We start from the raw sequence: 12,479 nt of genomic DNA, 5'->3' as shown, positions 1-12,479 counted from the left end.
GCGGACCCGGCCGCTTCCTCTTCGACCTCGTGCGTGGCCTGCTCAGCCTCGTCGTGCTGCTCGCGTTGCTGATCGGCCTTCCCGCGCTGCTCGTCGTGGCCACCACGACGCTGTTGCCGCGCCGACTACCCGGCCTGGACGAGGTCACCAAGATCCTCACCGCGCCCGACGACGGGAGCGGCTTCATCGCCGCGCTCGCGATCATCGCGTGGATCGCCTGGTTGTGTTTCGCGATTTCGGTCGTGGTGGAGATCCCGGCCCAGGTGAAAGGGCTGTCCGCGCCGCGGATCCGCGGTCTGGGCTGGAGCCAGAAGGCGGCCGGCGCGCTGATCGGCGGCATCATGCTGCTGTTGCCGACCGGTACCGCGCTGGCGGCGGGCCAAACGCAGGCCGCTCCACAACTCGCGGACACCGTGGCGAGCGCGCCCAGTCGGGTCGTGGAGCAGGAAATCCCGGTCCGGGTCCAGGAACCCGGGCCGAGTGCCGGGCCCACACATACCGTCCAGCGCGGTGATTCGTTGTGGACTATCGCCGAGGAACGACTCGGCGACGGCAAGCGGTGGACGGAGATCGCCGAGCTCAACGAGGGCAAGGTGATGGTGAACGGCCAGCGCTTCGACGCGGCGGACTACGTCGAGGTGGGTTGGGTTCTGGCGCTGCCCGCGAATGCCGCGCCGCCCGCCGAGGTCAAGGCCGCGCACGCGCCCGAGAGCGGGTCCGGGGCCCAGCGCGACGACAAGAAGGCGTTGCCGCAGACGGTCACGGTCAAGCCCGGCGACACCCTGTCGGACATCGCCGAGGAACTGCTCGGCGACGGCGACCGCTACCCGGAGATCTTCGCCGCCAACAAGGACAAGCCGCAGTCGAGCGGCTCGGCCCTGACCGACCCGAACGCGATCGAACCCGGCTGGACGTTGTCCATCCCGGGCGCCGCCAGTGCGGAGGCGCAACTGCCGCCGCAACAACAACCACCCGCGCCCCAGCAACCGCCTCAGCAGCAACCGCCTCAGCAACGACAGCAGCAACAACCGCCCGCCGCGCAGCCGAAGCCGTTCGTCGAGACGCCGCCGCACATCGCCAAGCAGGACCCGGTCGCCGCGCCGAGCGCCCCCGTCAAGTCGAGCGAGGCGCCGAAGCAGAAGTCCGAGAACCCCAATCCCACCGGCAGCCGGGCCGAGGCGCCGAGCACCGGCGGCGCCGAGCATTCGGTGCCGATCGGCGCCATCGCCCTGGGCGCGGTGGGCGCGGCGGCGGTGCTGGGCGCACTGCTGGTGCGTCGCCGGCTCCAACAGTCGGTCCGCCGGGACGGCCGTCGGATCGCGATGCCGGCGCCGGAGGCCGCCGACCTCGAACAACAACTGCGCGCCACCGAAACCCCGGACGCCCTGGACCTGTTCGACCGCACGCTCCGGACGTTGTGCGCCCGGATGTCGGACACCGGGCGGACCCTGCCGCTGATCGACTCGGTGCAGCTCACCGACCGTCGACTCGAACTGCACCTGGCCGCGCCGTCCCCGCCGCTGTACCCCTTCGAGGCGGTGCACGGCGACCACATGCACTGGACCTGCCCGGCGGACGCCGAGTTGCTGCACACCAGCGCGGCGGCCAATGTGCCGGCGCCCTACCCCGCGCTCGCGGTGTTGGGCGAAACCGACGACGGCAGGCAGTTGTTGATCGATCTCGAATCGCTCGGCGTGGTCGGACTCACCGACGGATCCGGTGAGGACAACCTGGCCGTGCTGCGCGCGTTGGCGGTCGAGCTGTTGTCCAACGTGTGGAGCGACGATCTGTGCGTGACGGTGGTCGGCTTCGGCCGCGAGCTGCGCGACGTCGAACGTGAGGGCCGGCAACAACTGCGCTACGCCTACTCGTTGGACGAGGCTCTCGGCCGACTGGCGACCTGGTCCGACGAGGTGGTCGGATTGCTCGACGACGCCAAGCTGACCTCGCCGCGCCAGGCCCGGACCAAGGGCATCCTGCCGGACACCTGGCCGCCGGAGATCGTGTTGTCCCTGGAGCCGCTGACCGAGGCACACGTGCCGCACATCCAGCGGTTGACCAACAGCTACCCGCGCGCGGCCGCCGCGATCATCGCGCCGATCCACTCCGAGCCCTGGCTCAGCGGGCTCGGGGTGACCCGACTGCCCACGGTGCCCGGTGTGGTGACGCCGAGTCGGATCAACACCGACGTACACGTGCAGCGCCTCGAAGACCCGCAGTACCAGGCGCTGGTGAGCATGTTCACGGTCTCCCGGGACCTGGACGGGGTGCCCGCCGACGAGGTGTTGATCCCGGGACAGCGGGCCGACCACGAGCCGGAGCCGGTCCAGGTGGGCGCCGGAGCGGCCGGCAGCATCTCCTCGGCCGCCTGGTCCGCGGTCGGCGGGATGGAGCGGCCGGCCCGGATGGGGGGCGGCACCGCGACCGACGTGGACGCCGGGCCCGACGCGGCTCCCGCCTACTACCAGCCCGATCCCACCGACCCCGAGCCGGACGAGCGGGCCTTCGCGGCTCCCGCGCCGAACACGGCCGGCCGGGGCGGCCCCGGCTCCTGGGGCGCCGCGATCCACCCGATCGCCGGACGGCCGTTGGCCCCGCCGGAGCGGATCGAGCGGCGTGGCGGAGCGTCCGAGGACACCGGTTCGCTGCCGCTGCCGTGGTTGCCCGACGACCCGCACGAGTACGCCCCCGCACCGGGCGAACGCGTCGACGAGCCCGCGTTGTTCCAGCCCGCGCCGGTCGGTCCGGACGGCCCGGATCCCGCGACGTCTCCGGGATACCCCGAGTCCACCGGCGCGGGGGAGTCGGCGGTCGACCCGCGGCCCACCGCCGGGGTCGGCGCGGAGCCCGGCTATCCGGAACAGTCATATGCCGAACCGCCGTATGCGGAACCGCGGTACCCGAATCCGCCATATGGCGGTGAAGCGCCGGTGCCGCCATCCTTCGAGGAGCCGACCGCCGACGGGTCGGTTCGTGCCGGGTCGGTGTATGCCGAACCGAACGCTCGGGAAGCCGTCGTCGCCACGTCGCAGCACGGCGAACCGGTGACGGAGGAGCCGGTGTTCGAGGCGGCCGGGACGACGGTGGGCGACCCGGCGGTCCCGGCGGATTCGACCCTCGGCGAACCGGTGTTCGGAGCGCCCGTCGATGCCGAACAGGCGGCCGTGCGCGACCGGTTGGTCGACGAGCGGTCGGTGTCGGATGTCGGGCAGGACGAAACAGGACTCGAAGGGGTGGACGATCCCGAGGACCACCCCTACGCATCCGCCGAGGAAGCCGGACACCCGGCCGATCCGGCGGCGGCCGCAGAGGCCCCGGACGAGGGAACAGCAGTGCCGATCGACGCTCGGACCAGCACCGGAGAACAAGCCCCGCGGTGGGATGTCGAGGACGCGCCGGAGGGCGGTTACGCGGCCTACCCGGCACACGCCGCCAACGGACACGGGGGCGTTCGCGCCGACGTGTTCAGCGGCTCGGGAGTCCACGTACTGGGTCCGGACGACGAGGTCGACCTGATGCAGGGCCGCGAGCGCGGCGCACCGGCGCCGACCGACCCGGGACCCGCGCAGGCGAGTCCGGCGGAGAGTGTCGCCGGCGGCGTCGAGATGCCGTCCGCCGAGTACTGGGGTGCGCCGGGGCAGGTGCGGGAGGGCCTCGGCGTAGAGGACTCCGGGATGTTCCTGGTGGTCGCGCCGGACACCGAGACGGCCGCGCCGGAGGCCCCGGAGGTGGGTTCGACCTGGGACGTCGCGCTGCCCGTCGCCGCGCTGCCCGCCGAGGCCCCGGCCGCGCCCGGGCAGCCCTCGGAGGGCTTCGCGCCGACCTACCCGGAGATCCGGATCCTGGGTCAGGTGGACCTGATCGGCGTCGGCGAGGAGGTCGAGCACGGCCGCCGGGCCCGGCTGACCGAACTGGCCGCGTGGATAGCCCTGCACCCCGGTCGTCCACTCGCCGAACTCGACACCGCCGTCTGGCCGCTGGGTGTCACCGCCACCGCGCGCAACTCGGCGATCAGCCAACTGCGCCGCTGGGTGGGCACCGCCCAGGACGGTACGAGCCACCTGCCGGCCGCGGTCGGCGGCGGGGGCTACGGATTCGGGCCGGGGTTCGCCTGCGACTGGTTCCGCTTCCGCCAACTGGTGGCACCCGGCCTGTACGGGAGCCACGAGGTGGCGATGGACTACGCGCGGGCGTTGGACATAGTGCGCGACGCGCCGTTCGACGGGGTGGGTCCGCGCCGCTACGTCTGGGCCGAGCCGTTCCGGCAGCAGATGATCGCCGAGATCGTCGACGTCGCCGCCCGACTGGCCGACTACCACCTGGACAACCACGACCCGCAGGCCGCCAAGCGGGCCTGCTCGGTCGGCCTGGTGGTGTGCCCCGAGTCGCAGATGCTCTACCGCACGATGTTCCGGGCGACACATATAACGGGCGACCGCGCGGAGTTGGACTACTACGTGGATCGGCTGGACGGCCTGCTGGCCGGCCTCGGTGCGGAACCCGAGGCGCTCACCGTCGAGTTGCTCCGCGACCTGCTGGACGACTGATCGGGCGGTGGGCGGAGCGGCGCGGGACGCCGTCCGCCCACCGGCTCGTCCGCGGCGGTCGGCCTCCCGAGCCCGCCCGATCAGGCGCCGCGAAGCAGCAGGACGAGCATTGCGGCGCCGAGCAGGAAGGGGCCGAACGGGACCACGCTGCCGCGGCCCGCGCGCCTGCTCACCGCCAGCCCGGTCGCGTACACCCCCACGCAGACGTACGCCAGCACCAGTGCCTGCGCGAGCGCGGCCCAGGACGTCCAGCCCAGGACCAGGCCGACCAGGCCCGCGGCCTTCACGTCGCCCAGGCCGATGCCGACACCGCACAGCGCGAGCACGAGGTGCATGGCGTACGCCCCGGCCATCGCGAACAGCGCCCGGAGGTAGGCGTCCCGGTCGAACGGGATCAGCAACAGCGCGGCGAGCACCGGGTATCCGGGCAGGGTCAGCGGGTCGGGGAGCCGCATCAGGCGCGCGTCGCACACCACGAGAGCCGAGGCGAGCAACGCGAAGGCGAGGAAGGCGGGCAGGACCGCGTGGAGGCCGACCCGCCAGACCAGCGCGCCGCCGGTGAGCACGAACGCGCCCGCGATCACCGGCAGGTCGCGACGCAGCACGCCCGCGGTGTCCTCGTCGAGATGGATCGGAGATATCCGCACGGCTCGGATCCTGTCAGACCGAGGGCCGGATCGGCACCGGGTCCGCTCCCTGGTCCGCCGGTTCGGTAGCGGGGCCGGATCGGGTGCGTTTGCAACGGAATCCGTACCGGGTCGGTCACTCGAACGGCACACTGGAACCGTGCCCAAAGCCATGGCGTTCGACCCGTTCCGGCCGCTTCCCGCTCCGTCCGTACCGGCTACCGGCGGCGACGACGGCGACGCGGCGGTGGGCGACGGCGCATACGTGTTCGACGACGAGCGGATCGTGCTCGCGGTCAACGTCGCGCTGGCCACCCGCCGACCGCTCCTGGTGCTCGGCCCGCCGGGATCGGGCAAGTCCACCCTCGCGCCGAACGTCGCCCGGCACCTGGGGCGGGTCTGCCACACCGAGGTGATCACCGCGCGGACCGAACCCGAGGACCTGCTCTGGCGCTTCGACGCGCTGCGCCGGCTCAACGACGCGCAGATCCACAAGGTCGCGCCGACCATCGGCGCCTACTGCGTACAGGGCGTGTTGTGGAAGGCGTTCGATCCGTACCGCACCGTGCCCCGGCGCGCGGGGGAGCGGCCCGTCGAACCCGCGTACGGGCGGCACACCGGGCCCGCGCCGCAGTCGGTGGTGCTGATCGACGAGATCGACAAGGCCGATCCGGATCTGCCCAACAGCCTGTTGGTGCCGCTCGACACCCTGCGCTTCACCGGGCCGGACGGCGAACCGGTCCGGGCGCGACCGGGCGCCGAACCGCTCGTCGTGATCACCAGCAACAACGAACGTGAACTGCCCGCGCCGTTCGTCCGCCGCTGCATCCTGCTGTCCCTCGAAGCCCCGGACCGGCCGCACCTGTTGAAGGTCGCGCGCAGCCATTTCGGCGCCGATCACGACGAATCGATGGCCGAGCAGGTGGCGGACCATCTGTTGAAGGTCGCGAACGAGTCCGCGTGGGTGGCCGGTCCGAGTACGGCCGAGTTCCTCGACACCCTGCGGGCCTGCCACGAATTGGGCGTCACCGCGGGCAGCCGCACCTGGGACCTGGTCGTGGAGGTCGCACTGAGCAAGGGCCGAGGGAGCGCGAGGCCGCACGGGTGAGCACGGCACGCGGGCAGGTGCATCTCGGCGACCTGGTCCGGGCGATCGTCGCGCTGGAGGTCACCGACGTCGCGGCGGCGGCGGAGATCGCCCGGATGCTGGAGCCGGCCGGTGCGGCGGACCCGCGGGAGGGGACCGACGTGGCGGCACAGCCGGCGGCGGAGGCGGACGACGACGTGCCGGATCCCGCCGACCTGGACGAACCACCCGCGATGGACACCGGAACCCCGGCGCCGCCCCCGGGTGAGGCGGATGGTGCCTGCTCGGTGCTCACGCTGCGCGGACCGACGCGGGGCGGGGCGGGCGTGGTTGACGCGGTGGATTCGGACGGCCCGGCCGAGGCGGATGCGGCGGGCGTACGGAGGTTGCTCGATCCAGGTGCGGGCGAGGAGCCGACGCAGCCGCCGTGGGCGGTGCGTTGGGCGCCGGGAGTGATGTTCGCGGTGGCCTCGACCGACGTGTTCGGCCGAGTCCTCGACGAACGCGCGCTGGTTCGTGCGGTGGTCGACGGCGCCCCGGTGCGCAGATTGCCGTTCCGGCCTCGGCCGACCACTCGACTGGGCCTGCAACTCCTGTTGGACGGCGGCGAATCGATGTTGCCCTTCGGGGCCGACCAGCGTTGGCTGCGGGACCTCGCGGACGCCGTGGTCGGCCGCGGGCGGGTCGAGGTGCTGCGTTTTCAGGGCACCCCGTGGCGCGGTGTGCGGGCGATGCGGCGGCACGGACGGGTGGGCTACCGGGCACCGGCGCCGGGCACGCCCGTGGTGGTGGTGTCGGATCTGGGCCTGCGCCGACTGCCGTTCAGCGGTGCCGCTGCGGCCGGCGTGGCCGAATGGCGGGACTGGCTCGACGCGGTGCACCGGGCCGGTTGTCCGGTGGTGTGCCTGACGCCGTACGAGGCGGGGGCACATCCGTGGACGCTGCGGCGGCGGGTGGCCCTGGTGTCGCTGGATCGGCGGACCTCGATTCGCGCGGCTTGGCGGGAGAGCCGACGAGTGCGGGTAGGGGCGATCCGGTGACGGATCCGGACCCGGTCATCGGCGGGCACGCGATGGTCGGCGGGCGGGCCGAGCCCGGCGCGGCGGAACTCGACTTCCTGCGCCGGTTGGCGGTGGACGATCCGCTGCTGTACACGCTCGCCCAAGCCCTGTGTCTGGCTCCGCACGCCACGACGGCGTTCGTCCGGCGGGCCCGGCTGGAGTTCGTCCCGGCCAGTGCGGCGGGGCTGGAGGCGGACCTGTGGTTCTCGCCGCTGGTCGAGTCCGCCGACGCGCGGGCGGTCGTGCTCGATCCGCTGTATGCGGCGGGTTTGCGGCACGAGTTGGTTCGGGACCCGGTGCGCCGACGGGCGGTCCACGCTCTGACGGAGGAAATGCAGCGGCACGCACCCGAGTTGGTGCGGCGCTATACGCGGTTGGCGCTGGCGGACGCCGGTGGGCCGGACGCGGCGGCGGTTGTGGACGCGGAACTGGCCGGGTTCGCGGCGGCCCTGGCGGTCGATGCCGGCGATGACGACGCGGCCGAGGATCTGTCCCGCTGGCTGGTGCACTTCCTGCCCAGGCTGCCCGGAGTGCTCGCGACCGACGCGCTCGCCCGCACGCTGCTGATCTCGGCGGCGACCCGGCTGGCCGTCGACCCGCCGCAGTGGGTGCTCGAACGGCACGGCCCGGGCGGCGTCGCGGCGGCCCGGGCGGCGGTGCGCGGCCATACGGAGCTGGGCGTATGGCTCGACGACAACGGGCTGACCCTCAGCCGCCCACCGGCGCCGGGCGCGCGGGTGCTCGAAGTGCCGGGTGGGGATCGGGTGTGGGTGGAGTTGGCCGGGGCGGGGGCAGCCGGTGCGGGTGGGTACGCGGTGGAGGTGGGTGCGGCCGAGACGGTGCGGGTGGCGGTCGCGGTGTTCGCCGAGTTGGTCGACGAGGCGTACTCCACTCGGCCGCAGTCCGGGTCTGTTGCGCAACTACGCAGCGTCGAGGTGGTGTTCGGCGGCTCGGCGGCGCTCGCGGACGGCGGTCTGCGGGCGGTGCTGCGGCGCATCGGAAACGACACGGACCTGCTGATCTTCGGCAACGTGACGCCGGTCACCGTGGGGTTGATCGGCACCCCGGAACTGCTGCGGGTCGACCACGCGACCGGCACGGTACTCCTGAGCTCCCACGGGGATTTGGTGGTGGTCGGCCATAGCGGAGCCGAGGTCTCGAGGGTGTCCGGCCTGGGAAGAATTCACGACGCGGTGGTGGTCCCACCGCGGAGGACGGGCCGTCGGCCGGAGGTGATCCTGGCCAACGAACGCGGGATCTGGGCCGTTCGTCCGGATGCCCCGTCCGAACCACCGAGGATCCTGTCCCGATCGACCGGGCCGAACCCTCGGCTCTGGGCACCGGCGCAGTCGTCGCAAGTCGTGGTCGCGTTCGCCGACGGGCACCTGGAGTTCGTCCACGTCGACGGCGGTTCGCCCATGCACGACTCGGGAACCGAACAGCGCCCCATCACGGCCCTGTCCGGAGGGGTGGCCGGCTACCCCCTCGTGTTCGCCAGGCCGGGGCCGGAGTTGGTCGTGAGCCTGACGTCCGCATCCAGCTACGCCATTCGGGGACCCGAGCTGTCTCGGGAGATTCGTTCACTCGCGGCACATCCCGACGGACGCTCGGGTTTGGCCGTGGACGTGTCCGGGCGGCTGCTCAAGTGGAGCAGTGAGCCGGCCCCCGATCGTCTACAGGAGCGGCGACTGCCGTTCTCGGCAGTACATGTCTCCGCGCCGAGCCCCTTCGCATTCGGCATCGTCGGGCGGGGTGGCCCGGTCGAGCTGAGGGCCGAGGACGGCCGCACCTTCCTGCTGACGCCTCGTCGAACGGTCGACGCGAAGAGGGACTGGCTGTGGGACACCCTGGTGGGCACGATGCCCATGGACCTGACGCAGGACGACCTGGAGACGGCTCGGCGGTTCGGGATCGGCTGTGTGTGCCTGCCCTTCGCTCCCGACGGTGTGGTCGGTTCGACGGCACCCGCCTTGTTTCGGGCTGCCCGGGCGGCCGGGATCAGAGTCCTGGCCGATGTGGTCGTCGGCCCCGATGAGGTCGATACTCCCCGATTGTTGCGGTACTGCGCGGAGTTGCTCGCGGCCGGAGCCGCAGGGGCGCGGGTGTTGGTGCCGGAGCGTGGGCCTGCGGGAAGCGCCGCCGGGTCGATTCCGGTGCCCTCGGCGGGGTTTCTCGGCGGGTTGCGGACGCTGGTCGACGACCACCCGGGACAGGTCCTCGTGCTCGACCACGGTGCGTGGAGCGGGAGCGACCGGGGAATCGCCGAGGGCGTGTGTGACCTGGTGCTCGCGGGCGAGACGCGCCCGTGGCGATGGGCGGGCAGGTCGGATGGGGCGGTGGAACCGAACCAGGCCCGGAACTGGCGCGTTTCGCTCGCCGGGTCCGTCGACGGCGACCCGGCGTCCGCCATGGCGATCGCCTCGGCCACGCTGGCACTACCGGGACTTCGAGCCGTGGCCGAGGTGCCGTCCGGACTCCCGCCGGATCGCCTTGCGGCGTTGTTGCGGGCTCGCCGGGGAGAGCGCGCGCTCACCCGTGGCAGCGCGATCCGATTGCCGTCGATCCATGCGGACGTGGTCGCGCTTCTGCGCCGGTACAAGGAGGAGTACGTGCTCTGCGTCGCCAACCTCGGGCCGGACGGGCGAGTGATCGCGCTGACCACGCCCTCGGTACCGGCGGGCCGGTTGGTGGATCTGCTGGATGTCGCCGCGCCGCACCAGGAGCGGACCCGCAGCGGCGGCCCCACGCTGCTCACCCTCGCCCCCTACGAATACCGGTGGTTCCGCGTGCTGACCACCGACGAGCTCTACGCGAGCCGCCCGTGACGATCCATCACCTGCCCGACCCGCGCGGCGCCGTGCCGGTGTCGGCGCCGCGCCCGCGGATCTTCATCAGCCACAGCACCCGGGCCAAGCCCGGACAGGTGTGCTGCCGGTGCCTGGACGCACGCGACGTCCTGGTCGAACAGTTGCGGGCGGCCGGCTTCGAGGCGGTGTACGACAAGGACTTCCTGCGCAGCGGTGACGCGTGGCAGCAGGAGATCGCGGTGGAACTGCACGGCAGCCAGGCCACCGTGCTGCTGCTCTCCCGGCACGCGCTGGATTCGGCGAACGTCGGCTACGAGGCGAGCATCGCGGACGGCAGGCGGCGGGCGGACACCCGGTATCGCTTCATCACGGTGAAGTTGCCGGACGTACGGCGCGCGGATCTGGAGGCGAGTGCGCTCCGGGCGATCCACCTCGGTGAGGCGGACATGTGCGACTGGGCCGACGACGAGATCGCCGGCGGCCGGCTACCGGTCAAGCTGCATGCGGATCTGGCGCAGGTCCGGCTGTGGCACCTGGACCGTTCCTCGCCCACCCGGCACGCGGTGACGTACGCGCTGGGTGAGGCGTACGAGGACCGGTTACGGGCTGCGGCGGATCTGCTCGGGGTGCGCGAGCGGCTCGATCGCGAAGTCTTGCGGGAACGGTTGAGCGAGGCGCTGCTGACCGAGCGCGCCGCGGCTCCTCGGCGCGAACCAGACCCGCTGGTACGGGCGTTGGGCGAGGTGTTGCCGGTGTTGCGGCCGGATCCGGCGGGCACGGTGGCCGACCTCAGCGTCGTGTACGCGCGGGTGCCCACGATCGCCGCCGCGCAGTTGGGCGAGTTGCGCACCCGCGCGGGCGGGCGGGTCGCGGTGCTCGCGGCGACTCGGGGCGGGACCCTGCGGGCCTACCTGCTCCGGGCGAGCGGACACCCGCGTCCGTGGCCGCACCTGGAGGTCACGATGCCGGCCGGAGCCGGGGTGACGGTGGGGTTGATCGCCGCGATCCGGGACCGGGTGGCCGGCTATCTGGACTACGACGGCTATCACGACCCGGAGTTGGAGGGCGAGGACGGTTTTCGGGACGTGATCGAGGCGCACGCGCAGGAAACCGGGCCGATCGTGGTGGTCATCCGACATCCGCCGGATGCCACGTTGATCCGCGAACTGCGGTCGGCCTTCCCGCTGTTGTTGCTGCTGTTCGTCACCGACCGGGCGGGCGTGTGCGGTTCGATCGAGGTCACCGAACTGACACCGTTGACGCCGTCCGGTGAAGGAGAGTTGAAACGTACACACGGCCGGGCGATGCGCCTGGCCGGACACCCGGAACGATCGAACCCGCCCTGGAGGCCCGCGTGACCGTCGGTACGGATCCGGTGTTGGCCCAGACCTGGCGAGCCCAGCGCCGCTGGTCGCTCGCGGCCTCCGCGGCCAAGGCGTCGGTGCAGCGCTGGCGGCTGGTGCGACTCGTGCTCGGGGTGAGCGGCGCGATACTGGCCACGGCCGGCACGCAGGTGCACGGCGATCCGGGCAAGGTGTTGTCCCTGATCGGCGCGCTGGGTGTGGGGTTGGTCCCGCTGGTGACGTCGCTGCGGCTGCAACCGGCCCGGATCGAGGCGTGGACGCGGCTGCGGTCGGTCGCCGAGGGCCTCAAGAGCGAGGTCTACCTCTACCTGACGTCGAGTGATCCGTACGGCGGCGGCGAGGCCCAGCGCCGGGCGGCGTTGTCCGCGCGTCGCGCCTCCTTCGAGGACGAGGCGAGCGAACTGCTGGCCGAACTGCCGCAGTTGGACCCGGCGATGGATCCGACGCCGCCGACCGTGTGCGATGTGGACGGCTATGTGCGCGAGCGGGTCGACGGCCAGGCGGACGGCTACTACCGCGACCGGGTGGTGCGGATGCGGCGTGGCCTGGTCCGGATCCGGTTCGCCGAGTTCGTGTTGTCGCTGACCGGTATGGCGTTGGCGGTGGTGGCGGGCACGGCGGGCGGCGACCGGCTCGGGGCCTGGGTGCCGGTGGTCACCACGGTCTCGGCTTCGGTGATGCTCTACGGGTACGGCGTGCGGTACCAGGAGAATCTGATCTCGTTCGCCCGCACGGCCGAGCAGTTGCGCCGGCTGCGCGACGATCGCACGGCGCGGATGCCGCTGGATCCGGCCGAGGAGGCGCGTTTCGTCGAGCGATGCGAGAACGTCATCTCGATCGAGACCCAGGGGTGGATGGCCCGGGCCGCGCACGCGGATCCGGGACCGCCGCAGTGAGTTCGCCACCGGGACCGGGGGCGACGCGCGTCGGATGGTGAGCGGCGGCCGGCGCCCGGGACGAGGCGGAACCGGGCGCGCGGGTGCGGCC

7 protein-coding genes are annotated in these 12,479 nt (G+C 72.6%); 6 read left to right on the top strand and 1 reads right to left on the bottom strand.

Annotation, left to right across the window (positions count from 1 at the left end):
• Positions 1–29 precede the first annotated feature (29 nt).
• Positions 30–4,547, top strand: coding sequence for a LysM peptidoglycan-binding domain-containing protein (locus ACH4U8_RS00575; protein ID WP_395775427.1), 4,518 nt, complete (start codon positions 30–32; stop codon positions 4,545–4,547).
• A gap of 80 nt (positions 4,548–4,627) precedes the next feature.
• Here ACH4U8_RS00575 and ACH4U8_RS00570 read toward each other — a convergent pair whose 3' ends face one another.
• The gene (locus ACH4U8_RS00570; protein WP_395775426.1) at positions 4,628–5,194 is read right to left on the bottom strand and encodes a prepilin peptidase; all 567 of its coding nucleotides are present in this window, start codon (positions 5,192–5,194) and stop codon (positions 4,628–4,630) included.
• A gap of 139 nt (positions 5,195–5,333) precedes the next feature.
• On the opposite strand from ACH4U8_RS00570, the gene ACH4U8_RS00565 reads away from it, so the two are divergent.
• Genes ACH4U8_RS00565 through ACH4U8_RS00545 form a run of 5 tightly spaced genes read left to right on the top strand, consistent with a single transcriptional unit; the run spans position 5,334 to position 12,388 of the window.
• On the top strand, positions 5,334–6,281 hold the full coding sequence (locus ACH4U8_RS00565) for a MoxR family ATPase (protein ID WP_360312522.1): 948 nt from the start codon (positions 5,334–5,336) through the stop codon (positions 6,279–6,281).
• A complete protein-coding gene (locus ACH4U8_RS00560; RefSeq protein WP_395775425.1) occupies positions 6,278–7,300 on the top strand; it encodes a hypothetical protein in 1,023 nt (340 codons plus the stop codon). Before ACH4U8_RS00565 ends, ACH4U8_RS00560 begins: the two co-directional genes overlap by 4 nt.
• Positions 7,297–10,146 (top strand): hypothetical protein, encoded by a 2,850-nt coding sequence (locus ACH4U8_RS00555; RefSeq protein WP_395775424.1) that lies wholly within the window; start codon positions 7,297–7,299, stop codon positions 10,144–10,146. The genes ACH4U8_RS00560 and ACH4U8_RS00555 overlap by 4 nt, the downstream gene beginning before the upstream one ends.
• Positions 10,143–11,486 (top strand): toll/interleukin-1 receptor domain-containing protein, encoded by a 1,344-nt coding sequence (locus ACH4U8_RS00550; protein ID WP_395775423.1) that lies wholly within the window; start codon positions 10,143–10,145, stop codon positions 11,484–11,486. The genes ACH4U8_RS00555 and ACH4U8_RS00550 overlap by 4 nt, the downstream gene beginning before the upstream one ends.
• On the top strand, positions 11,483–12,388 hold the full coding sequence (locus tag ACH4U8_RS00545; RefSeq protein WP_395775422.1) for a DUF4231 domain-containing protein: 906 nt from the start codon (positions 11,483–11,485) through the stop codon (positions 12,386–12,388). The genes ACH4U8_RS00550 and ACH4U8_RS00545 overlap by 4 nt, the downstream gene beginning before the upstream one ends.
• Positions 12,389–12,479: the final 91 nt, after the last annotated feature.

The organism is Embleya sp. NPDC020886 (assembly GCF_044333915.1).
Taxonomy (GTDB): domain Bacteria; phylum Actinomycetota; class Actinomycetes; order Streptomycetales; family Streptomycetaceae; genus Embleya.
The sequence above is the reverse complement of the archived record's forward strand: the minus strand, read 5'-3'. Positions and strand labels throughout refer to the sequence as shown.